This window comes from Schleiferilactobacillus perolens DSM 12744, from assembly GCF_001435585.1.
GTDB lineage: Bacteria > Bacillota > Bacilli > Lactobacillales > Lactobacillaceae > Schleiferilactobacillus > Schleiferilactobacillus perolens.
Genome location: NZ_AZEC01000007.1, coordinates 1 through 23,630 on the forward strand (window position 1 = coordinate 1; position 23,630 = coordinate 23,630).

The 23,630-nt window shown below is 49.3% G+C and carries 23 protein-coding genes; 16 read left to right on the forward strand and 7 right to left on the reverse strand.

The annotated features are described in order from the left end of the window. Nucleotides 1-273: 273 nt before the first annotated feature. Genes FD09_RS08840 through FD09_RS08850 form a run of 3 tightly spaced genes read right to left on the reverse strand, consistent with a single transcriptional unit; the run spans nucleotide 274 to nucleotide 2,649 of the window. A complete protein-coding gene (locus tag FD09_RS08840; RefSeq protein ID WP_057820507.1) occupies nucleotides 274-639 on the reverse strand; it encodes a hypothetical protein in 366 nt (121 codons plus the stop codon). Nucleotides 640-662: 23 nt separating this feature from the next. Beyond that, complete coding sequence (queG, locus tag FD09_RS08845; protein WP_057820509.1) at nucleotides 663-1,817, reverse strand: tRNA epoxyqueuosine(34) reductase QueG; 1,155 nt, start codon at nucleotides 1,815-1,817, stop codon at nucleotides 663-665. Between the two features lie 37 nt (nucleotides 1,818-1,854). Further along, nucleotides 1,855-2,649 carry a tyrosine-protein phosphatase gene (locus FD09_RS08850; RefSeq protein ID WP_057820511.1) on the reverse strand — a complete coding sequence of 265 codons (795 nt, stop codon included), beginning with the start codon at nucleotides 2,647-2,649 and terminating at the stop codon, nucleotides 1,855-1,857. A gap of 111 nt (nucleotides 2,650-2,760) precedes the next feature. On the opposite strand from FD09_RS08850, the gene FD09_RS08855 reads away from it, so the two are divergent. The 3 genes from FD09_RS08855 (at nucleotide 2,761) to FD09_RS08865 (ending at nucleotide 5,544) form a co-directional block, all read left to right on the forward strand. Next, the gene (locus FD09_RS08855; protein ID WP_057820512.1) at nucleotides 2,761-3,906 is read left to right on the forward strand and encodes a glycerate kinase; all 1,146 of its coding nucleotides are present in this window, start codon (nucleotides 2,761-2,763) and stop codon (nucleotides 3,904-3,906) included. Between the two features lie 90 nt (nucleotides 3,907-3,996). Next, nucleotides 3,997-4,497 carry a universal stress protein gene (locus tag FD09_RS08860; RefSeq protein ID WP_057820514.1) on the forward strand — a complete coding sequence of 167 codons (501 nt, stop codon included), beginning with the start codon at nucleotides 3,997-3,999 and terminating at the stop codon, nucleotides 4,495-4,497. A gap of 30 nt (nucleotides 4,498-4,527) precedes the next feature. Next, on the forward strand, nucleotides 4,528-5,544 hold the full coding sequence (locus FD09_RS08865) for a DMT family transporter (RefSeq protein WP_235812253.1): 1,017 nt from the start codon (nucleotides 4,528-4,530) through the stop codon (nucleotides 5,542-5,544). A gap of 59 nt (nucleotides 5,545-5,603) precedes the next feature. Here FD09_RS08865 and FD09_RS16555 read toward each other — a convergent pair whose 3' ends face one another. Further along, the gene (locus FD09_RS16555; RefSeq protein WP_164480543.1) at nucleotides 5,604-5,777 is read right to left on the reverse strand and encodes a hypothetical protein; all 174 of its coding nucleotides are present in this window, start codon (nucleotides 5,775-5,777) and stop codon (nucleotides 5,604-5,606) included. A 430-nt stretch (nucleotides 5,778-6,207) separates the two neighbouring features. Between FD09_RS16555 and FD09_RS08870 the strand changes: the two genes are divergently transcribed. Then, a complete protein-coding gene (locus FD09_RS08870; protein ID WP_057820516.1) occupies nucleotides 6,208-6,702 on the forward strand; it encodes a hypothetical protein in 495 nt (164 codons plus the stop codon). A 59-nt stretch (nucleotides 6,703-6,761) separates the two neighbouring features. Here the strand turns inward: FD09_RS08870 and add are convergent, their stop codons facing one another. From add to mazE, 3 genes are all read right to left on the reverse strand, one after another. After that, the gene (gene add / locus FD09_RS08875) at nucleotides 6,762-7,802 is read right to left on the reverse strand and encodes an adenosine deaminase (RefSeq protein WP_057820519.1); all 1,041 of its coding nucleotides are present in this window, start codon (nucleotides 7,800-7,802) and stop codon (nucleotides 6,762-6,764) included. A gap of 65 nt (nucleotides 7,803-7,867) precedes the next feature. Next, on the reverse strand, nucleotides 7,868-8,206 hold the full coding sequence (locus tag FD09_RS08880; RefSeq protein ID WP_057820521.1) for a type II toxin-antitoxin system PemK/MazF family toxin: 339 nt from the start codon (nucleotides 8,204-8,206) through the stop codon (nucleotides 7,868-7,870). Continuing rightward, nucleotides 8,199-8,393 (reverse strand): type II toxin-antitoxin system PemI/MazE family antitoxin, encoded by a 195-nt coding sequence (mazE, locus tag FD09_RS16470; RefSeq protein ID WP_057820522.1) that lies wholly within the window; start codon nucleotides 8,391-8,393, stop codon nucleotides 8,199-8,201. Before mazE ends, FD09_RS08880 begins: the two co-directional genes overlap by 8 nt. A 339-nt stretch (nucleotides 8,394-8,732) precedes the next feature. On the opposite strand from mazE, the gene FD09_RS08890 reads away from it, so the two are divergent. From FD09_RS08890 to FD09_RS08945, 12 genes are all read left to right on the forward strand, one after another. Then, on the forward strand, nucleotides 8,733-10,031 hold the full coding sequence (locus FD09_RS08890) for a pyrimidine-nucleoside phosphorylase (protein ID WP_057820524.1): 1,299 nt from the start codon (nucleotides 8,733-8,735) through the stop codon (nucleotides 10,029-10,031). Nucleotides 10,032-10,149: 118 nt separating this feature from the next. Then, nucleotides 10,150-11,298 carry a baeRF6 domain-containing protein gene (locus tag FD09_RS08895; protein WP_057820526.1) on the forward strand — a complete coding sequence of 383 codons (1,149 nt, stop codon included), beginning with the start codon at nucleotides 10,150-10,152 and terminating at the stop codon, nucleotides 11,296-11,298. A 271-nt stretch (nucleotides 11,299-11,569) separates the two neighbouring features. Further along, on the forward strand, nucleotides 11,570-12,340 hold the full coding sequence (locus tag FD09_RS08900; protein WP_057820528.1) for a hypothetical protein: 771 nt from the start codon (nucleotides 11,570-11,572) through the stop codon (nucleotides 12,338-12,340). A 306-nt stretch (nucleotides 12,341-12,646) separates the two neighbouring features. Continuing rightward, a complete protein-coding gene (locus FD09_RS08905; RefSeq protein ID WP_057820533.1) occupies nucleotides 12,647-13,417 on the forward strand; it encodes a hypothetical protein in 771 nt (256 codons plus the stop codon). A 22-nt stretch (nucleotides 13,418-13,439) separates the two neighbouring features. Next, entirely contained in the window at nucleotides 13,440-14,477 is a 1,038-nt protein-coding gene (locus tag FD09_RS08910; RefSeq protein WP_057820535.1) for an SLAP domain-containing protein, read from the forward strand. A gap of 119 nt (nucleotides 14,478-14,596) precedes the next feature. Then, nucleotides 14,597-15,730 carry a metallophosphoesterase family protein gene (locus FD09_RS08915; protein ID WP_162261496.1) on the forward strand — a complete coding sequence of 378 codons (1,134 nt, stop codon included), beginning with the start codon at nucleotides 14,597-14,599 and terminating at the stop codon, nucleotides 15,728-15,730. A 71-nt stretch (nucleotides 15,731-15,801) separates the two neighbouring features. Then, nucleotides 15,802-16,224 carry a glycerol-3-phosphate cytidylyltransferase gene (gene tagD, locus FD09_RS08920; RefSeq protein ID WP_057820539.1) on the forward strand — a complete coding sequence of 141 codons (423 nt, stop codon included), beginning with the start codon at nucleotides 15,802-15,804 and terminating at the stop codon, nucleotides 16,222-16,224. A 118-nt stretch (nucleotides 16,225-16,342) separates the two neighbouring features. After that, nucleotides 16,343-18,262 carry an asparagine synthase (glutamine-hydrolyzing) gene (gene asnB / locus FD09_RS08925; protein ID WP_057820540.1) on the forward strand — a complete coding sequence of 640 codons (1,920 nt, stop codon included), beginning with the start codon at nucleotides 16,343-16,345 and terminating at the stop codon, nucleotides 18,260-18,262. A gap of 136 nt (nucleotides 18,263-18,398) precedes the next feature. Beyond that, on the forward strand, nucleotides 18,399-20,039 hold the full coding sequence (locus FD09_RS08930; protein ID WP_057820542.1) for a hypothetical protein: 1,641 nt from the start codon (nucleotides 18,399-18,401) through the stop codon (nucleotides 20,037-20,039). A 148-nt stretch (nucleotides 20,040-20,187) separates the two neighbouring features. Then, nucleotides 20,188-21,732 (forward strand): glycosyltransferase family 39 protein, encoded by a 1,545-nt coding sequence (locus FD09_RS08935; RefSeq protein ID WP_162261497.1) that lies wholly within the window; start codon nucleotides 20,188-20,190, stop codon nucleotides 21,730-21,732. 149 nt (nucleotides 21,733-21,881) lie between these two features. After that, the gene (locus FD09_RS08940) at nucleotides 21,882-22,856 is read left to right on the forward strand and encodes a glycosyltransferase (RefSeq protein ID WP_057820545.1); all 975 of its coding nucleotides are present in this window, start codon (nucleotides 21,882-21,884) and stop codon (nucleotides 22,854-22,856) included. After that, nucleotides 22,846-23,628: a LicD family protein gene (locus FD09_RS08945; protein ID WP_057820547.1), complete on the forward strand. Its 783-nt coding sequence runs from the start codon at nucleotides 22,846-22,848 to the stop codon at nucleotides 23,626-23,628. Before FD09_RS08940 ends, FD09_RS08945 begins: the two co-directional genes overlap by 11 nt. The last annotated feature ends 2 nt before the right edge of the window (nucleotides 23,629-23,630 follow it).

Genomic DNA, 23,630 nt, shown 5'->3' on the forward strand with positions numbered 1-23,630 from the left:
GTCTAACTTTTTTGTTGCACTTCACTGGCACGGAGGATCTTTTTCACAGTACTATTCGAATTTGGACAAAAGTAGTGCTAATGCGGAGCAGTCGTAGGTTGAATGGGGCTCAGTGGTGGAAACTGCAATAAACTTGCCCCGATCCTGGGCAAGTTTATTGCAGTTAGGCGACTTTGAGACCGCGTTCCTCAGCGGGCTCAAAGCGCCGTCACCACGTTCCAGCCCCATTCAACCGGAGACTGCGCAGCATTGGCACGGCAAGGAAATCACAAATCAATCCACAAAAATAATCTGAAACTCCCGCTTATCCGGATACACATTCACACTGCAATGTCGGTTTAAGTCCAACACAATCTGCTGCGCAAACGCCACCTTATCATCAAACGCCTGCAACGACGCCGTAAAATCATTCTTCCGATAATCATAATTCGCCGCAATAAAGGCCGCGTCTGTCACATAGCGCAGATTGTTTTCCTCATGATGCGCCCCAGACTTCAATACCGCGTCAATATAGTGATAAAGCTGGCCTGGCGTAAAATGCAATGGGGCCTGCAGTTGTGTGGTGATCTTGAAATTGGTCACATCGTCAATCATGGTGTCATCCACCGTGACCTGGGTCAGTGCTTGATATAATTTCATTTAACTTTCCTCAATTCGTTTGACTACGCAGGCAATTGGGCGATGATGGCTAACGCCTGCGTAAATTCATGAATCACGTCTGGCTCCTTTTCTTTGGCCTGGGCATCTTGCAAAAAAATCGTAATTTCATCATTTTGCTGTGTCAGCAATTGACCTACCCCCCAGGCAGCCGTACCACGAATCACCGGCCGGGGATCGTTGTCGATCACTGCCAGCAACTTAGGCACCACACTGCGATCGTGTTGGTTGACGAGGGCAATGATGGCGTTACGCTGCAGCGGCTTCTTACCGCGCCAAGAACCCGCTAACGGGCCAAACTTGGCCTTGAACTGCTTGTTGGAGATATCCAGCAACGGTACCAACTCCGGACTGACCGTTGCTGGATCAGGCTCCATCTCAGGGTGAAAATGGAAATCCTTACCCTTATTAAATGGACAGACCAGCTGACAAATGTCACAGCCGTAAATCACATTGCGGATCATTGGCCGAAACTCTTCCGGCATTAGCCCCTTGGTTTGGGTTTGATAAGAGAGGCACCGTTGGGCATTGAGGTGTCCATCGCCCAAAAGTGCGGCGGGTGGACAAAAATCGATACAGCGGGTGCATTCTCCACATTGACATTCAATCGGCGTGTCCGGAGTAAATTCAATGTTGGTGATGATCTCGCCAAGATATACCCAGGAACCGAATTCTTTAGTGATCAACAACCCGTTTTTACCGATAAACCCCAATCCGGCCCGCTGCGCAACGGCCACATCCACCAACTCACCCGTATCCACCATGGGTTTAAATGTGACGTCGGCGGCATCCCCTGCCAGTTGGCGAATGCGTGTCACTAATTGGTTCATTCGGTCACGCAGAATTGTGTGGTAGTCAATCCCCCAGGAAGCCCGGGCAAAGTAGCCGCGTTTATACTGACTGCGCGGTGCGCGTTGGTGCATCCGCGTAGGATAGGCCAGGGCGATGGCGATGATGGAGCGGGGGTGATCAAAAATTAGATCCGGGTACACCCGTTCATCCACGTTTTGATGTTCAAAACCGCTGTTATACCCCTTCTCTCGTTGGGCCACCAAACTCGGTTTCAGTGCTGCAAAATCATCTGCGGTGGTAAACCCGATTTTATCGATGCCAATCTCGTGACTGGCATCAATGATGGCCTGTTTCAAATCATCATGCATCGTCATCACCTCCATACCTGAACATTACGACGGCAGATTATTTTTTCTCAGTATAGATGCGCTTCAAATCGGCCAGATCATCATCGCTGAGCGACAAAACCTCTTTCAAATAGTTCGGCGTACTGCCGCTCATATTGTCAATCGCATGACGCGCGGCGGCCAGGTAGTCGGCACTGACAGAGTACAAGGATTGAATATTCTTCACCATCGTCTCGTTGCCGCCATCCGCTCGGACCGCTTTGACCATGTCGGCCAGCCGTTCCTTGGTCACGGTGTTCGTGAGTAAGTAATCCTCTAGAATCACGTCTTCTGGCACGTCCAAAGCGCTCAGGAAGAAATACGCGCCCATTCCGGTACGATCCTTACCGGCGGCACAGTGAAAAAGCAATGTTTGGCCGTCCTGCTCATTCGTCAACAGGGCGTCAAAGAATCGCTTATAGGCATCCTGCGTATGGGTTTGGTGGACAATGTCCCGATAAACTTGCAACATATGGGCATAGCCATTTTGTGGGTCCTGGCGCATTTGCTCTTTTAATTGAGCCGCTGTTTTCGAGTTTTGGGTTTCATCTTCGGCCAATACAGGATTGAAAATGTAGCGCACACCCTCAGGCACGACATCAGGATAATCTTCTCGTTCTTCCGTGGAACGGAAGTCCATGTCGATATTCAAACCGTAATCAATTAAGTATTGTTGATCGGTCTTGTTCAATTTTTCCAGACCACCAGAGCGCAGAATCTTGTGATATTTGGTTGTTTCGCCAGTCTTTGTGGGGTAACCACCCAATTCACGGAAATTCCAGCCGCTAGTAATCGGTAACAAACGTTGTGTCATGTGTCATGACCCACCTTCCAAGTGTTTTCTACTCCAGTTTACCATGGATAGCAGTAAAAAAATGAAGAAGGTACAATGGAAGAATAAAGGATCAATTGGGGGGAATGAAACATGCATGTGATTGTGTCGGCGGACGAATTCGCCAAGGGGGTAGGCGGGGTGACGGCCAGCGAATTATTAGCAGACGGTGTCCAGGCCGCCGATCCCACTGGACAGGTGGATGTCTGGGCATTTCCACCAGAAGGCCAGTTGTTGGAGTCTGTCCAGCGGTCACTCGGCGGGGTATTCCATGATATTCCGGTTGTTGATATTTTTGGGCAGCCGAGTAAGTTCCGCTATTTATTGGTGGGTGAGGGGCCGGATCAGACTGCTTATGTGGAAACGGATCGTTTATTTCCACCCTTGGCGCCGGTGGCTGACGGGGCGAAAAGTCTTTTCACTGCGACCAGTTTTGGCCTGGGCGAGGCGTTATTGCATATTATGATTGCTGGTATTTCGCGGATCGTGCTGCTCGTGGGTCGGCGAATGATCTGCGATGGCGGAATTGGCATGCTGCAAGCGCTCGGGGCAGTTGTCGGCAACGCTCGGGGAGAAACAATTCCCAATGACACCAATCCATTATTAGAAATGCGTTATATTGATACCGTCAAGGCGGCATTACTTTTGCGGCGGGTTAATTTGACCGTCATGACCGATTATTTATTCACGTACAGTGGCGCAGACAGTTTTTCCCCTATTGAGGCTTTGCGTTACCGCTTTTCCCAGGACCAAAAGGAAAGCATTGACCAGCATCCTCAAGAAGCCCAGGCGTTGTTACAAACCAGTCAAGGCACCACCATTGCGGACGTGCCTGGTAGTGGTGCCGGCGGTGGCGTGGTCGGGGCTTTGCTGGCGGTGGGAGCGCAGCCGGCGGTAAGTCTGGCACCATGGTTAGGCGATCTGGTGGGATTCAATAAAGTCTTGCAGCACACCGACCTGTTGGTGACCGCTGCGCCCGTATTGACGCCGGTGATGGGTAAAATAGGCCGCGTGATGCCTCTGACTCGGCTGGCTCGCGCCGCCCATGTGCCGGTGGTGATTGCTTTACAAGGCGATCACACTCCGGATCCGGAACTTAGTCAGCTGTTCGCCGATACTTATTTAACTCGGGTGATGGGCATTATGGGCAGCGAAAGCATCGGTATTTGGCGGCGGGGATTGCGGGTGGCCGGCAGTGAATTAGTGACTCGGTTTATGGCTGCGCAAGAAACCTCGTGAATCATTGACAAATTGCTTGCAAGCCCCCGGCTGGCGCTCTATGCTGGAGTTGGAGTCAGAGAAGTTGAAAAGTGAAAGGATGGGAGTACAATGGCGCAAGAATATACCAATATTTTAGTTCCCTTGGACGGTTCTGCAGAGTCTGAGCGAGCTTTAAACAAGGCCGTCATGGTCGCGAAATTGAACCACGCCCACATCGATCTCCTGCATGTGTTAGATACGAAACAATTTGTCGGCAGTTATGGCGGCATGATCACTGAAGATACGATTTATCAATTATCTGAGGATGCCCAGAACTATTTACAAAACATTGCGGAAAAAGTGCAGGAAGAGGACAATTTTAGCGACTTATCGATCCATGTCCGCTTTGGCAATCCCAAGACGGTCATTGCTAAAGATTTCTTGGAAGACCACCACAACGATTTGATCATGATTGGCGCTACTGGGTTGAATGCCGTGGAGCGATTGCTGGTGGGTTCGGTCACCGAATATGTTAATCGCCATGCGCTTTGTGATGTACTGGTCGTGAAGTCGGGTAAAGTATCCGCCGAAGGAAAAGAACAGAAGGCTGAAAAGCCAGCGGAGAAGTAGTTCAGAATTAAGCGTAAAAGGAAAATGAGGATGAAGAAAAGTCAATACGGGATCCTGTTGGCCGGAAGTGCGGCCTTGATGTGGGGAGTATCTGGTCCCATGTCTCAGTTGTTGTTTACCACCAATCACGTCTCAGTGCATTGGTTGATCGCGTCAAAGATGCTTTTGTCTGGCGCTTTACTGGTTGGTGCAGGATTGTTTACGCAAAAGGAGAAAATGCTCGGAATTTGGCGTAGTTGGCAAAACATTTTGTCGTTATTGGCGTTTACCGCCATCGGCATGGTTTCAATGCAGTTTATTTACTACCAAGCCGTGGCCGTTTCAGATGCCGCGACGGCGACGATTCTGCAATTTACTTCGCCAATCTTGGTGGTCTTGTACTTAGCCTTGGCCGAGCGTAAATTACCGGCACGTATCGATATTATCGCCGTGTTGTTGGCAATCATGGGTACTTACTTGATCGTCACCCGCGGCGACTTGGGTCATTTGGCGATTACCCCGAATGGTCTTTTCTGGGGCATTGCCGCGGCCTTCGCTGCAGCAGTGTACACCTTGATGCCGCGCAACCTGATTCGTGAGTTCGGCGCAATTTCTACCGTCGGCTGGTCCATGCTGATTGGTGGTATCGTGATGGCGCCGACTGTGCCCGTGCAGGAGTGGGTACCACATTTAACTGATGCCGGCGTTGGCGCGTATCTCTTTATCCTGTTTTTCGGCACTGTGATTGCGTATGCGATGTATTTGGGCAGTCTCAAATATACGACGGCCACAGTGGCCAGTGTCCTCGATTCCTTTGAACCATTGGGGGCGGCAATTTTGTCGATTCTCATGTTCAATCGCCATTTCGGCCCGGCGGAACTGATCGGTACGGGATTAATTATCTTGACCGTGATTGGGATGGCTTTGCTGCCGCATCCGAATCCGCAGATGCATGCCGCGGTCAAACGGACTTCTTCGGAACAAACGACCGTGGATACGCCCGCAGCACTATCCATGGCGCCGATTGGTCCCCAGACCATGCCGGCGCATAAACCGAATACCAGGTAAACAAAATGACCATCGTCAAGACAAATTGACGATGGTCATTTTTATTCGTTGGGAAGTGCCTAAGAAAGCGCACCGTTCAGGAGATTGGGTAACCGCTCCACCCGTTGGTTTGCGGTCAACGCCACGATATACCCATTTTTGAGATGCATGGTGTAAGTGACAGTTGGCTTTAGGACGAGAGGACGGCCGCGATAATCGACGATGGGCAACAAGAAGTTCCTAACTGTTGACATAAGGACCGCATCCTTTCTGAAAAAAGCAAACATACCACGCCATTGCCTTATCCACTTACATTTTATTAGTCTCATGTGATGAAAGCAAGAATAAAGTTTGCAAAGAATGTTTGTGGAAAATGACAATCTTCGCCCAATTCGTGAATAGTGTATAATAACAGTGAAAAAGTTGGGGTCAACTGAAAGATAGTTCTGCGATGCCGTGCCAAAGCTGCGCAGTCTCCGGTGGCAGGGGGCTGGAACGTGGTGACGGCGCTTTGAGCCCGCAAAGTGCGCGGTCTCAAAGTCGCCTAACAGCATATAATCTTGGCCAAAACCAGGCCAAGATTATTGCTGTTTCCACCACTGAGCTCCCTGCCACCTCCGACTGCTCCGCATTGTCACTTGTTCCAGGACAAATCAATTGACTCGGGATTTTAGGAGGACGGATATGGAACCCACTGCAATTAGTGAATATGCCGACTGGCTGGAAAGTCATGTTGACGATATCGTGAGTAAACGTGCCGCATTAGACGAACAAAAAGTGTACGCCATTGTGGATGCTTTAAAGGTATTACCGGAGCCTGTACAGACTTATTTGACCATGAGCCAGGAGAAGTACTATGAAGACGGATCCAGTCATGATTTGGATCTTGACGGCGGGTCAGCTCCGGTCAGTGAGGTCCACGACCGCTTGATGGTCAACCATGTGGACGGTGTTTTACCAGAAAACACCGTGCATTTTACGTATAATCATGAGGATGTCTATCAGGATGGTTATGCGCCGCGTCGAGACTGTCAGATCATGATGTATGCGCTGGAAGTACTCGGCGCCGTTGCCGGTGTCCACGGCTTTGATTTGTTTGCAGAAAATGTCAAAGCCGACGCCGTTGTTTCTATTGCGTTATCGGCCAAGACAATCGCCGATTGGCAGCAAACGAATTAACAATTCCAACAAGTGAAAATAAAAAGCCGGCCGCAGGGTCGGCTTTTTGCATGCGCGGATCAAACCAACGTTTTGCGCAGTGCCTGATAATCATCGTGTAATTGTTGCGTGACCGCGTCGATTGTTTTTGGATCGGCAAAAGCGTGGGTCATGGACGTCAGGTTGCTGGCCTGGAAATCGGCCGCCTCCAACCCAAACAGTTCATGGAATAACATGTATTCGCGGGTGAGATTAGTATGGGACACTGTCCGGTTGTCGGTACTAATATTGAACGGCACATGGGCCGCGGCCAGGTCCCGGTAATGGAAGTGGTCAATATCGCTGGCTGCCTTAGTCTGCAAGTTCGAAGTCAAACAGATTTCAAACAATGTGTCCGTATCGTGGGCCAGCTGCAGTGCATCAGCATGACCGTGGATGGCGGTCCCGTGACCGATCCGTTTAGCCCCCAGCTTGATTGCCTCGACCACATTTTCCACACAGCCGCATTCACCGGCGTGCAAAGTGAGCGGAATATGGTGTGCGGCCGCATAATCAATGGCCGGTTGCAAAGTATGGGGCGGGAAATGGGCCTCATCACCGGCAAAATCCACGCCCACAACGCCTTTATCTTTGAGGACGTTGCCAGCAGTGAACGCCGTGATCGATCGTTCGATCGGTTGCTGGCGCATACCACAGATCAAAATTCGAGTAGTAATGCCCGTTTCTTCCTGGGCGCGGGCTAAACCGTGGGCCACCGCAATGATCGTATCCGCTTCTGTCATGCCCTTGTCTGTGGATAAGGTGGGTGCGAAGCGGACTTCTAAATAGCGCACATTTTCTCGCGCCGCCTGACTGGCCACGTCAAAAGCGGCCAACGACAATGCCTCTGGAATTTGCAATAAAGGCCCGATGAAATCGAAGCGTTCCAAGTATTCCATTAAGGAAGAGACATCCGGTGGTGCAATGACCTTCCGCGCTAATTCTTCATCCGTCGCCGGGATCGGAATATGCTGCATCTCTGCAATTTCTCGAATTGTGGGAATTGAAATCGATCCATCCAAGTGACAATGCAACTCCACCTTGGGTAATTGGTGGGCAATGGCTTCGTTAAAAACGGACACAATGGTGACCTCCTCGCGTGTTTGTTACAAGACTAACACGTCGCTGGGCGATAAAAAAGAGGCGCTTACGCGATAATGCAATGGATCAGTCGCAATATTTGGGCAAATGCATCGTCTCCCAATTGAGCAACGTACCAGGTATGGGTGTCCGCCACTTTAATGGTGAACGGCCGCAACGGATCGGCACAGCCGCGAATGCCGCTGCTGGCCGATAAGGGTACGATCATTTTGTCTGCCAATAATTGGGCATTGGGCTGGCGCACCACAGGACAGCAGATGACTTGGCCGGTATAGGCACAGTAGCCGGCATTACTGATGACCACGGCGGCTCTTTTTTTATCTGCTGACTTCTTGGCTGCCAGCCAAATAATGTCTTGGCGCTGGGGGAAGTATAGATCACGCATCGGTGGTACACCGTAATCCGGAATGGGTCTGTAAAAATTCGCGATCTTTGAAGGGGTTTTTACTCTTCGGATAAAATACGATGGCGCCTTGCTCCCCAGCGAAGACACCATAGTCTGCGTTGGGTAAAAAGGGAATACTGCTGGGCACTGTTAAGACATGGGAATTCCCCACTTTTCTAACTTTCATCTCATTCTTTCCTCTTTTCAGTAATGATGATAAATGAGCATAGCATAGGCTGGGGGCCGTGTACAGAGTTAGTGAACGACTACTTTTCAGCCTAGCATGGGTTTGTCAAAACGGCGGGAAGAATGGCTAATTGGTCGTAAAATCGAGGGGGCAAATACCGTTGAAGAATCCGCAACGGATGCGCAGAAAGTGGGAGAAAGCGCTATCGAAACGCTCGTGCTAACAAAAGTGTAAGGTCATATTCCAATATACTCAGTGTATACCTCGGTTCGAAAACGCTTTTCGGCGATGATATACTGGTGTTATCAAGAAGTGAAGAGAAAGACGAGGGGATTTACCATGCGGATGGTCGATATTATTCAAGCCAAACGAGATGGACAAGAACTGACGAAAGAACAAATTGATTTTGTGATTGATGGGTACACCCAGGGAACCATTCCAGATTATCAAATGAGTGCCTGGCTCATGGCGATTTACTTTCAAAATATGACGCCGCTGGAGATCAGTGTGCTAACCGATGCCATGCTGCACTCCGGAGATGTCCTGAATTTGGCCAAAATTCCTGGCATTAAAGTAGATAAACATTCTACTGGCGGAGTGGGGGATAAAATCTCGATTCCGTTGGCCCCCTTAGTGGCTGCCGCCGGAGCCAAAAACCCCATGATTTCTGGTCGCGGACTCGGTCATACTGGCGGGACGCTGGATAAGTTAGAGGCCATTCCCGGATTCAATGTGGACTTGACTGAAGAACAATTCATTCAACAGGTGACCACGATTGGGACGGCCATTACCAGTGCCACAGGTAATTTGGCGCCGGCCGACAAGAAGATTTATGCGTTGCGCGATGTTACCGGCACAGTAGAAGCCATTCCATTGATCAGCAGTTCTATTATGAGTAAAAAACTGGCTTCCGGTACGGATGGTCTGGTATTGGATGTCAAAACCGGCAACGGGGCCTTTATGAAGACTGAAGCCCGCGCCACCGAATTGGCAGAAGCCTTGGTGCGGATCGGTCACCAAGCAGGGATCAAGATTGTCGCCCTGCTCACTGACATGTCTCAACCATTGGGTTATGCGATTGGGAATGCCTTAGAAATCGCTGAGTCCATTGATGTTCTCAAGAACAAGGGCCCAGCGGATGTGCGGGAATTGACGCTCACGCTGGGCGCCCACATGCTGATACAAGCAGAAATTGCGGAAGATTTACCGACGGCGCGGCGGATTTTGGAGAATCGCCTGGCAGACGGCAGTGCTCTGGCCAAGTTCAAAGAAATGATCACCGCCCAAGGCGGAGATGCCAGTATTGTGGATCATCCTACCAAGATGCCGCAAGCTAACCACACCATTCCAGTGTTGGCGCCAAAAGCCGGTGTTGTTGACCAGATGGCCACGGATCGCTTGGGTGTTGCGAGTATGATTCTTGGCGGCGGCCGCCAGAAGAAGGGCGATGTCGTCGATCATGCTGTGGGTTTGGTTTTGCATAAGAAAATTGGTGACAAGGTCGCCCATGGCGAATTATTGGCGACCATTTATGCCGAAGAACCGGCACGCCCAGATGTGGTGGATATGGTGCTAGCCGCCATCCATATCGGTGATAATGCCACAGCACCCAAGTTGATCCATCACATCATTCAGTGAGTGGGAATATTGCTTTTTCCGGGGTAATTGTTCGCCACTAAGGGGAAAACCTGTTATGCTGGTATTGGAAGCAGTACCAACTGCGCCACAATTAATTGAATAGATAGGGGCGGTTTATGTGAGTTTACGTGATGATTTACAAGCACTTGTACAGGATGTTGGCGTCCATGGCCCATTTGTTTCATTGTTCATGCCAGTCCATCCTGAAGATGTCACCATGGAGAAAGACCGGACTCAGTTTAAGAGCTTGGTTTCGCAGGCCCAAGCAGACTTTGCGAAGAAGTATCCAGATGCGGAGTGGCGGCCCTTCGGTGAGAAGTTTGCGCTGATCTTGGCGGAACGTCAGCTGATTAGCGGCACCAATACCAGCATGGCCGTCATTGCTGGGGCGGATCACGTGTATCAATACTTTATGCGCCTCCCGTTGAATCCAGAAGTGAAAATAACTGAAAACCTTTATGTCTTACCGATTATTGAAAATGACCAATACAACATCAACTATGATTTACTGGCCCTGGAAAAAGAAAGCTTCAAGTTATTCTCTGTCCACGGTCATGATGTCACAGAAGTCGATCTGCCAAAGAGTGCGCCCACCAATCGAGCGGATGCCATTGGTACTGAATTAAAGAACGACAATGATATGCAGCGGTCGACGGGTGCCCGGGGCAATTCCGTGTTCCATGGTCACGATCCCAAGGAAGAAACGGACCGGGCTGACACGGAACGCTACTTCAAGATGGTGGACGATTGGATTCGAGCCAACATCTCTGTACCGACACATACCCCAGTCATCCTCATGGCAGTGGATGAAGTTCAAGGGGAGTACCGTAAGATTTCCAAGAGCGGTGTACTATTGGATCAACCGCGGATTGCCAAGATGCCGCCGAAGCTGAATAAGAATGATCTGCACGCTGTCGCGGTGGAGTTGGAAGAAGAACTCCGGGTCATTGCGAAGAAACGAGTGCAAAAGGCCAATGACGATGCCCGTTCTGGTAACCGGGCCAGCTCGGCAGTGCCAGATATTGCCCGTGCAGCCATTGAAGGTCGGGTGGATACATTGATCTTGAAGCGTGGTGCTTCTGCACCAGGCGCTATCGGCTTTGACCACTTGGTCGATCGGGAAAGCGAAGACGCTCGGGCTAACAACCTGTTGAACGATATTGCAGTCGTGGTATTAGGTTATGGCGGCCGAGTATTTGTTCAAGGCGACGATGGTTTCAACGATAAAGAAGTGGCCCATGCGATTCTGCGGGGCCGGATTGGTTAGTTAATCAAATGAAACATCTTGCACCTGTGGGCGACCACGGGTGTTTTTGTGTACAGATGACTTAGTCGAATAGATAGGCACCCATCTACGGTACTCGTTCGTGGTAAATAACACATGCGAAACAGTATCAGAATTCTGGCAAACGCAAACTTAGGTAAGCTATTAATGAATTCTTAACTTATACCGCTTGCAGTTCGAGATTCAGCGGCTTACTATGATTGTGACAGAAAGATTACAAAAATGTTTCAGCTGTCATAAGGGGGATTTAGCAATGAAGAAATCATTGATCGTTTTATTCAGTGCTGCGCTGCTCGGCTTAGGGGCGGCCACATTTTCTGCGCAACCCGCCGTAGCGGCCACTCACAATGTCACACGGACGAATCCGACAGACAACGACATCAGTCACAGCGATTTTGGTGTCGTCACGGTCGGTCCGCGGGCGGCAATGCTTTACACGGATCATCAGTTGACTAAGGCTGCTAACCGTACTTTACCTGCGGGTTCGCAGTGGCGTTATACCGTTCGCGGGATACAGAATTACAGCGATGGTTCAACTAAGGTTTGGTCTTACCGGGTCGGCACAAACTTATGGTTACCCGCAAGCGAGAGCAGTGTGCTATCTTATCAACCTGGCTTCAGCATCTATCACCACGATATTGTCCAGGTTCTAAAAGGGGGCGCACCGGTTTACTCGGACATCGCATTGCAACATACGACTGGTCGAAAATTGCCAGCTGGTTCCCAGTGGCAGTTCGGTCGGGCGCTGATTAATGATGGCGGTCAACTCTATGGTTACCAGGTTGGCGGTAACGAATTCGTGGCGGCATCGAATACGACGCTCGTTCAACGGCGCGGTATTTTCACTGTGGGACATGCCAGTGCTTTTACGATTAATTCCGGTCGTGTTGTCGGACGACAATTGGCCGGTGGTTCCCGGTGGCAGACCAATCGCATTGTTTATATGCATGGTGGTTTCTATTACCAAGTGGCCACTGATCTGTATATTGGCGCCATTGCTGGGACCTGGACGCCAAGCAAGTAATATATCTGGATAAAAGCGAACTAGACAGGCGCTAAGCGGTTGGATTCAATTCCGCAATAGATTATGAGAAACACAAAGAGAAGCTCTCAGTAGGCAAAACAGTCCACTGAGAGCTTCTTTTTGCGAATGGATACCGGACAAGACTGCTAGGAAGTCAAAAGTGCGAGGCCAATCAAAATGGATACCCAGGTATGATGTTAACAAATTCTTAACTTATAGCGCTTGCAGTTGAGCGCCAGGTGGGCTACGATAAATATGACAGTAGTGTTACAAATACATTTCAGCTGTCACAAAGGGGATTTAGCAATGAAGAAATCATTTGTCGTATTATTCGGTGCCGTATTGCTTAGTTTCGGAGCAGTGGTGGTGGCTGCACAACCAGTTTCGGCGGCGACCAATGTCACTAGTTCTGTGACTGAGAAGTTTTCCCAGTCTGATGATTTTGGGGTCCTGACTGCACCAGATTATTCGCAGCAGCTCTATACGGACGCCAAATTAACGAAACCGGCTAACCGAACGGTACCCGCATCGTCCAGATGGCGGTATACGGCCGTTTTAGGTGTTATTCGCGGTAATGACCCAGAGCGCACATATTCTTATCGCGTCGCCACGAATCTTTGGCTGCCGGCCGAGGGCGTACGTTTTTTGACCTCCTATCAGCCAGGTACCAGCGTCTGGCATCACGATATTGTGCAAGTGAACAATAACGCGGGTGCGCGCGTTTATTCCGATCTAACTTTCAAGAAACCCACTGGTCGAGTGTTGCCTAAGGGATCGCGGTGGCAATTTGCCCGGGGTGTGACAAATCGGCTGGATGAATTAATTGGCTACCAGGTTGGCACTAATGAGTTTGTACTTGAATCAGATGCCAGCATTGTCCAGCGGCGGGGTGTTTTCACTGCCCAAAAGGGTGGAGCAGACATTGTGAACGGCCCCGGTACCGTCCAACGTAAAGTAGCGGGTGGTTCTCGTTGGCGTACGACATCTGTCACTTTTATGCACAATCGCTTCTATTATCAAATTGCCACATATCTGTGGGTGGACAGTAATTTAGGCACTTGGATGCCCCAAAAATAATGCACCACGAGGAGAATAAACCATGAAGAAATCATTCGTCTTTCTGTGTAGTGTGGCACTGCTTACTGTCGGTGTGACAACAGCAAGTGCTGTGCCGGTGCATGCGGCCGGCAACGATACGGAAATTACCGATACCACGGATTCATTAGCTGTTTTAAACAAGACTGGCTACATTTACTTCCGTCACGGGGAGGGGGTCCTCAGCGCATACAAGGATCCAGAACTGAAGATCTTTGGTTCGGAAGTGATTCATTTTGCCCAACGTTACATGACCAACCAAGCCGTCGCCGCCTACGATCAAATTGCCACGAATACCAAAACAAATCAGGTGGTGGCTTACCACATTCCTGATGGCTGGGTGGGGCTCGATTCCTGGACTGCTGAAGACCTCAACCAATATGCCGCAGAAAATGATTTTGGCGTGCTCACAATGGGCAAACAGGCACAGCAATTATATACCGATTCCAAATTATTGACGCCTGCCAACCGGACATTAGCCCCCGGTACCGCATGGCGGTATGGTGCGAAAGAGACCATTACGTACAAATATTCCGGCAAGGCGGCTGATTATGCCTATCAAGTGGGTACTAATCTCTGGCTGCCGGCGAGTGTTGTGGTGTCCAAACAGAGCTATCGTTATGGTTACAGCTACTGGACTCACGACATCTTGCAAGTGAGTAATCCGGCCGGGGCCAAGGTTTATGCCCAAGGTGACTGGTATAATCCAACCTCTAAAACACTACCGTACAATTCAAGATGGCAGTTTGGCCAGGTAGTCATGAGTATTGACGGTGATGTGCTGGGCTTCCAAGTTGGTGGAAATCAATTTGTGAAAGCAGCGGACGTTACGGTCTCCGATAGACCGGGCATCTTTACGATCACCAGGGCGAACGGTGCAGCAACGATGCGCAGGGACACCGTACCGACCGGCAAAAAGTTGGCCAAGGGTTCTCGCTGGCGCACGACTGGCAGACTTTATCTTCCTGGTGGTTTCTACTATCGGGTGGCCACGAACGTGTATGTGTCACCCGGTGATGGTAAATGGGTAGCCGCTAAGTAATTTGATGTGAGCGCATTGGCTCCAGTGTTTACCCACTGGGGCTTTTTTTGCATGCACCATGCTAAAATGAAAGAAAAACAGAAAGCAGGTTGATTATGGCCTTTTTCGGATCAAAAAAAGTGTCACCGACAAGTGATTTAGATACCAGTCCCCGCCCCCGGGTGGCCAGTGCCTTGGCCCCGTTTCAGCAACAATTAGTGCAACTCACCCGGCCGGGTGAAACCGCCAGCCTGGCGATTATCACCGACACCCACTACAAGGCGGGATTTGATCCGACATTTTACGGCATCAACGGACTCCAACACACCAAGGAATTCGTCGCCGATGTGGCCAGTCAGCCTGGTGTGGATGCCTATGCCCACCTGGGAGACCTCATTGACGGTAGTGAACCAGCACCAGTGTCGATCGCCCATTTACAGGATTGCGTGGCGGCCTTTCAGCAACCACTGAATAAGCCCTTTTATATCGCTAAAGGCAACCACGATGATAATGACAAATTTGATGAACATCAGACCGTGCGCCGTGCGAGTTTCACCGCAAACACCTTCAATGATATTGTGTTGGCGGCAGATTACAAGCAGCCAGCTTTGCAGCGGTTTAGCCAGAAATACGGCGTGGCCTGGCTGGATGTGGGTCCGGTGCGCTTCTTATTCATCAATACCAGTGATGTGCCTTACGAGTTGAATCGGTTTGGCATCAAGAAATACGATGTGAAATTAAACTTGGCCGTGCGCACGGGCCAAGTGGCCGAAATCGCTCAGATTTTGCAAATGTCTGATAATAAATCAATCATCGTCTGTGGTCACGGCAATCTGTTGAAGGCCAACCACAAGGATGGACTCCACTATAATGGCCGGACTCTGCATGAACTGTTTCGTGCGTTTAACCTGCATGCCCGCGGACAAGTCAACAACCATGCCAAAAAAGCGGATTTTCAAATCGATATGCCCTTTGATTTCACCCATATCCGCAACGCCCGCATTACCGCCTATGTCTGCGGCCACCGGCACATTGAACAGACTTTTCTAGACCATGATATTCGCTATCTCCTGCTGAATTGTTCGGCCTTGATGGGTAAGGGCCATCAGTTGACCACCGGCTACAACGCCCGCTGGGACCGCCGATACGGTGAAACCACTGAATATGCGGGGTATACGCTGGTGGCCGATCCCGCCCAGGGACGGCTAGCCGTTCTGGGCTATGGGGCGGCGACACCCTTACGTGAATTCAGCATGTGGTTTCCAAAGAAGTAGTGCTTTCGGGTCAGGTACATGATTGTGGTAAAATGTAGCCATTATTGTGCAGTAAGGAAAAGAGGAAGACTATGACGACCGTGATTACGTACGGCACATTTGATTTGTTACATTGGGGCCATATCCGTTTGCTAGAGCGCGCTGCAGCGTTAGGCGATAAGCTGATCGTGGCTTTATCCACCGACGAGTTCAATGCGCAAAAGCATAAGGAAGCTTATCACAGCTACGAACATCGCAAATATATATTGGAAGCCATTCGTTACGTGGATCAAGTAATTCCTGAGAAAGATTGGGATCAAAAGATTGGTGACGTCAAACGCTTCGGCGTCGATATTTTTGTCATGGGGGACGATTGGAAAGGGCAGTTCGACTTTCTTAAACCATATTGTAAGGTCATCTATTTGCCCCGGACCCAGGGTATTTCAACCACCAAGATCAAGACCGATTTGATTGATGATGGTCAAGAGTATTTACCCAAGGATGACCAGGCGTAATTGCCTACAGGGCGGCAGAGCGCTTTTGATTGACAGAAACCGTGCCGTATTTATAATTTACAAGTAAACTAAAATTGTTTTTTGGGCAGCTTAAGAATATATTAAGGAGTTTTGCCAAATGTGCGGAATCGTCGGCTTTGTCGATAAAACCATCCTCGATAAGAAACCAGTTATCGAGGACATGATGGAAATGATTAAACACCGGGGCCCAAACTCCTCGGGGGAATATATCAATGATCAAATGGCATTAGGCTTTCGCCGGTTGAGCATCATTGATTTAAAGGGCGGCACGCAGCCGATCTATAACGAAGACCGCAGCCGGGTCATCATCTTTAACGGGGAAATCTATAACTTCGCCAGCATCCGTAAAGACTTGGTGGCGGCCGGACACATCTTTACCACTCACTCTGATACCGAGGTCTTACTCCATGGGTATGAGGAATACGGGATGGAGGGCCTGTTGAAGAAGATTCGGGGCATGTTTGCGTTCCTGATTTGGGACGATAACATCAAGACGCTCTTTGGCGCCCGGGACTTCTTCGGAATCAAGCCAATGTACTACTACAAAGACGGAGATACCTTCATGGTGGGGTCAGAAATCAAGGCCTTCTTGAAGAATCCGCATTTTAAGAAAGAATTAAACAAGGAAGCGTTGAAGCCTTACCTGACGTTCCAGTATTCCGGATTGGATGAAACATTCTTCAAGAATGTCTATCGCATTCCCGAAGGCCATTACTTCACGTACCATGATGGCGAGTTGAACATCAAGAAGTATTGGGATATGGAATTCAAGGCCAATAGTCTCAGTCTGAATGAGACCATTGATGCTATTGACAAGTCTGTGCAAGAATCTGTGGAAGCCCATCGTATTTCTGATGTGCCGGTTGGCTCGCTGCTTTCCAGTGGGGTTGATTCCAGCTACATCACCAGCATTCTGCGGCCGGAACACACCTATTCCATTGGCTTCGATGACAAGAAGTATCATGAAGGTACGGCGGCCAAAGAATTGGCAGACAAGTTGGGCTTGGATAACACGTCTGATGTGGTCACCGCGGAAGAGGCCTTCGCCAACTTCCCGTTGATTCAATATCATTTGGATGAACCGGATGGCAACCCGTCCTGTGTACCGCTTTACTTCTTGACTAAATTGGCATCCAAAGACGTGACTGTAATCTTGTCTGGTGAAGGTGCTGATGAGTTGTTTGCAGGTTATGCGGATTATGGGTTCCACTCTAAGTCCCACGTCATCCGAGCCTTCTCCGATGGCCTGCGGCACTTACCCAAGGGTGTGAAGACCAAGTTAGCCCACGGGTTACGCAAGATGCCCAACTTCCACGGTCGTTTGCAAATGTACACGGCGACGGCACCCGCAGAAGAATTCTTCATTGGCCAAGCCAAAATTTTCGATGAAAGTGAATCGGACAAGTTATTACAACCGGCTTTCCGGCAAAGCGAACCTGTTCATGATGTCGTCATGGACAAATACAAACGGGTCCGGTCGTACCAGGACGACGTGAAGAAGATGCAGTATTTGGATTTGCATCAATTCATGGCTGGGGATATTCTGCTCAAGGCCGATAAGCTGAGCATGGCCAATTCTATGGAATTACGGGTCCCGTTCTTGGATAAAGAAGTGGCCAAGGTGGCGGCCGGTATTCCGACAAAGTATCTGCTTAACAGCAAAGACTCCAAATATGCAATGCGCGAAGCGGCTAACCGTCACTTGCCTAATGAATGGGCTTCTCGGCCCAAGCTGGGGTTCCCGGTACCAGTATCCGCTTGGCTGCGTGATGAGAAGTTCTACAAGCAGGTCCGTGACTTGTTTGCCCAGGACTGGGCGAAGGAATTCTTTGATCAGGACGCTATTCTGAAGTTGATTGACGATAACTATGCCGGCAAGATTGATGGCCGCCGCAAGGTCTGGGTCATCTACACCTTCCTAGTATGGTACAAAGTTTTCTTCATCGACGACACGGTACCGCAGTTCGTCCCTGATCCAGCAAAAAAAGCAGCGCAGCAAGAAGTGCCAGTTGCTTAATAAAAATCGTTACCCCGATGATCGATTATTCACGGTCATCGGGGTATTTTTTTGCGTATGTGTAAATCGTTGTGAATAAATATACTTGATGATATTATGTTGGCGTAATGAAACTTGTCCTGTGGGAGGGATTTTTGTGCAGAAAAAAGTTTGGATAACCGCCAGCATTGCGCTGGCGTTGGCTGGGGCGGGGGCAGTGGTCACCAGCAACCTGGCTGGGGTGTCACCGGCAGCGATCGTTTATGCTGCGGAAAACTGGTATAACCAACCCGTATACTCGGAACGTTCCAATGCTGTGATCGATACGCGCGGGGTTAAAGGTATCGAAAACAACCAATATGGGTATGGCGATTCGAATCCAGGAACGTATACTGTGACGGCAGGAACGAACATTGGTGCCAAGTGGCGGACCGCATTCTTCTTACATGCGGGCGATATTGTCAGCAACAATAATCCCAGCGGTAAGAACCAGACCTATTTTGGTAATGGTGCGCCGCAGGGAGTGACCATGGATAAAGCTGGGAATATGTACATCGCGATTTCTCGGCGCAACAGCAATTGGGCCACCAGCGGTTATTTGTATCAAGGGTATATTATGCGGCTTGATCCGTTTGCCATCGATACACTGATCAAGAACCCGAAATTACTGCGGACCAACCCCCAATCACTGATTAAGGCTAACCACGTGCGTTTCTCCGATGTGGACGGCGCATTTGCCAGCGGCAGTTTGGCCTATGACCCAGCGACGGACACAGTCAAATTCTTCGTCGCATACAGCCGGACAGATTCTGCCTTCATGGCGACCCACCCGATTCAGTTGGCCACGGTTAATGCCCAATCCTTACAGCGCACGGGGACAGTGAAGTTCGATCTGTACGATTCCGTCTTGAAGCGATATGAGGCGCAACCTAACACCCTGGCGTTTGATAATAACGGCAACTTTTACTCAGTGGGGGCCGCTTCTTTGAATACATCCAATGGCTCAGCGTACATCACATTGCGCGGGGTTCCGACTGGTGGCGGCCACTATTCTGTCAGTCAACTCGGAATGTCTATCAAACCAATTCTGGCCAACCAATTGCAGGGCATTTCAATTGATAATGATCGACTGTATATCAATTCGAATGCCGCTTATCTCAGTATTGATCTGAATAATTTTGCTAAAAACGCGAATAATCCGAGTATGGCGGCCAGTGCCAATAACTGGATGAATGTCGAAGTAAATCGGATTTCAGCAAATCGTGAAGCAGAAAATGTCGTGGCCCATGATGGTGTCAAATACATGATGCTGACTTCGCCCAGTGAAGTATTGATGAATGGCGATCGTACTGGTGGCGGTTCAACGACGCCGGTACAGCCAGCGAAGAAGACCCTGTATATTAGCGCACCAGGCGGCGTTAACGCCTTTGTTCAGCCTGGCAGCGGGGCCACTAGCCGCCATTTCGCCTTTGGGTCGCATTGGATTTATACCGATGTAAAGACAGTCAATGGGGCAACGTATTACCAAATTGACACCAACTTGTGGATTAAGGATGTCGATATGAGCTTCACTAAGCCCGGCGCTGTGGTCCGGAACGGGATTGTACAAGCTTATGCGGCCAACAATGGCGGCATTGCCCTTTGGAGCGATTATCAGAGTCCGCGCCGACCGAGTAAGATCATTAAGAGCGGTTCAAAGTGGAAATATAGCATGACGGCTCAATATGACGGTACGACTTGGTATAAAGTGGGTACCAACGCATGGCTGGATGGAAACGGGGCACGCGTGATTAAATAGGCTATGCCACAATCAGAAATGGTCTCGGGATCGATTGATTCTGGGACCATTTTTCAAATACGAAAATATGGCTCTCAAGGAAGAAAGACTTTTAATTTTTAGTGGTTCTGGTAAACTCAGCATAGCCAATCACGGGGGGGATTTCGATTTGGATGCAGTCGAGGAAAACACAGGTGAGGGGATTTATCCCAAACTGCTTGGGTATTTATTTTTGACGCTTAATTTTGTGCTCACGATGCTGAGCTTATGGACATCACCCTTTTCTCACTTTCTTGCAGGTCACGATGCATCCATGTTTCTTTATTTTGGGCAGGGGATGAACCATGGCCTCGTGCCTTATCGTGACATGTTTGATCACAAGGGAATTGTATTGTACTGGATTCAGCAGTTGGGTGTGTGTCTTAATTTCGGCCGATATGATTCTGGCATTTGGTTGATCGAATGTGTCTTTTACTTGGTCACTTTGATATTTATGTTTCGGACGATCGTTTTTCTAACTAAGCGACCTTTGATGGCTGGTGTTTTGCTCTTCTTGGCGACGCCGTTGAGTGTAGTCACTTTTGACTTTGGTGACTATTCAGAAGAATTTGCCCTGACTTTAATTACCATCGCACTCTACTTTTTCATCCGATTGATTGTGACCAGCAAACTGAACTGGCGGCACTTGATCAGCATTGGAATTTGCGGCGGCCTTACGTTCTTCATTCGGCCCAACATGATTACGCTATGGGTTGTTTTTTGCGGCTATTTGTTGATCAAGTTATTAATTCAGAAAGAATTTGTACAGCTCGGCCGAATCGCAGGCGGCATTTTCCTTGGTGGTGCAGCCGTGTGTGTGCTGGTATTCATTTACGCTCTGGTGGTGGGTAATCTTGATCAAATGATCTATCAAACCTTCACCGTCAATTCTGAATATGCACTGGCTACTACCTGGGCTGATCGTTATCTGGCTGCCCAAGGATTCTTTGGGTTGGCGAACAAAACGGGCATTTCATCTGTGCTGATTATTTATGGTCTCACAACATTCTTGAATTTAGATCGATTACGAGACAGCCGGTGGCAATTACGTTTAGTTATCGTCATCTTCGCGGCAGTTAATTTTTTGACCGTTATTCTTTCGGGACGTTATTATGCCCATTATTTCATCACCATGATTCCCAGTGTGGTCCTGATGGCAGCACTGAGCGTCGATGACATTTTGCGCATGGCCTTACCGCATGCACGGGTTAAATATGCCATTATCGGGCTATTAATGGTGCCTGCATTATTCGGGATCAGAGACGTTGGACACACCAACATGCAGGTTTCTGTGACTACGCCTAACTATCGGCAAACCGGTATTGATGTCCAAGAGGCCCGCTATATCAAAGCCCGCACTCGGCCTGAAGACCCCATCTATATTCATCGCATCAATGCCAACATCTATTTGCTCTCAGACCGATTCGCCAACTCCCGCTTCTTTACGCTCCCATCTTTGGATTACACCTATTTTCCAAAGTTAACCGCGGAGTTCAAGCAAAAATTGACCAATAACCGCCCTAAGTTCATCGCCATCCAACGGATACTCTATACGGCCTCGAATCTGAATGACGCTCACCTAGACAAAATGACGGTCACCTTCATTCAGCAGCACTATACGCCAGTCAAAAAATTTCAAAACACCGATATTTTACTTTTCCAACTCAATAAGTAACCACGCACAACACGGGGATTGTATTTACCCTGTGTTTTTTTTCGCCGGAACAGTCAAGGAAAACTTAAGATTTACCTCCGTTACCGGACCAAATGCCAGATTTGCTATAATAAGACAGATTAGAGCATGCAGAAAGGAACTTTTCCCTCATGGTGCAAATAAGTGTCATCATGGCCGCCTACAATGAAACGGCCGCCCAAGTGGACGCAGCGATCCAGTCCATCCTCGGCCAAACATTCACCGACCTTGAACTGATCATTGTCTCGGACAATCCCCAAAACGAACGATTAAATACCCAGCTCACAAACTGGCAGAAAAAAGATGCCCGCATTCGACTGCTGCCTAACCAGCGTAACGCTGGGCTGGCATTTAGTTTGAACCGGGCGATTCGACATGCCCAGGCACCCTGGTTGGCGCGCATGGACGCCGATGATATCTCCCGCCCCAACCGGTTGGCAGAACAAATGCGGATCATTAACGCACGTCGGCTCGATGTCCTATCGACCAACGCCGACTTTATTGATGAAACCGGGCAGGTGGTCGGTCAACACGATTGGATTCCAGAAAAAGCGGAAGATCTCGCTCAATTGTTGCCTTTTGGGTCCAATTTAATTCATCCGTCTGTTTTAATGCGGACGGCGACCATTCGCAGTGTCGGCAGTTACCGGTTGCTGCCCACAGCGGAGGACTATGATTTGTGGTTGCGGCTGCTGAAAGCAGATTTTCGCATTGGCGCCACCAATCAGCGTTTGTTCCAGTACCGGTTACGGCACAATTCCATGACGCAGGGCGATCGTTACTTGGTGTTCCTGGTCACAGACTATTTACAGCATGCATTCCGCGAAGACGAATACCCTGAAGAGGAGCTCGAACTGCAACGGCTCAACGATTTATTGACCAGTAAGCGGGCTAATGATCCCATCGTCAAACAACAGTTTTCAGCAGCGGTATTGAATCTCAGTCAAGGGAAGCAAGCCTTGAAGCAAAAGAATATTTTTCGTGCGATGAAGTTAGTTTTACCGGCTTTAAAACAGCGTGATGTGCGTCAATATGCATTGACCTCACGACGGTTTAGTAAGGCGTATCAACAGATTCAGCAAAGGGAGCAGCAAGATGGCGAGTGAAACTCAGAAAAAATTGATTATTATGTTGCATGAACTGCGCGGGGTATTGTTGTCCGCTAAAGTACCGTTCTTCTTAATCGGCGGTTCAGCAATTGGAGCAGTGCGTGAACATGACATTATTCCCTGGGATGACGATGTGGATGTCGGGATCAAACGGGATCACATTCCCCAGTTTTTGACTGCCGTTCAGCACTCAGATCTGATGAAGCGCTACAAGTTGATTATTCCCGGACAAACGCCTAATTATTATTTTCCCACATACAAACTGTTATGGGATTTAAGCGGAACCGATGCACCAAAGGATGCAGGCACTGGCTTTCAAGGTGTCTTTATTGATGTCTTTGCCCTTGATAAGACATACACCAGCAAACCGCGGCGGCGGCTGCACCAATTACAGATTCGTCTGGATCAAATTCGGTTGGATATCGCCATGGGCCATCCAGAATCTGGTACCAAGCTTGGTCCGCTTCATAAGATCCTTGTGCGACAGGCGGCTAAGCACAGCAAATCTCAGTTATTGACCCATTATTTACGAGACATTCAAAAGCATCAAGGACTGACGAAGGGCTACATGTATTACAATTTTGGCAGCCCCTATGCCTGGGACCGGGAAACATATCATGTGGATGAGGTGGCCAGCGCGGTAATGCGCTCATTTGCCGGAGAGCAGTATCCGATCGCCGTCGGTTACGATACGATTTTGACACGGATGTATGGCGATTATATGCAGCCGCCTGCCCAGTCAAAACGTCAGCCCAAACATCTCAGTTAAGG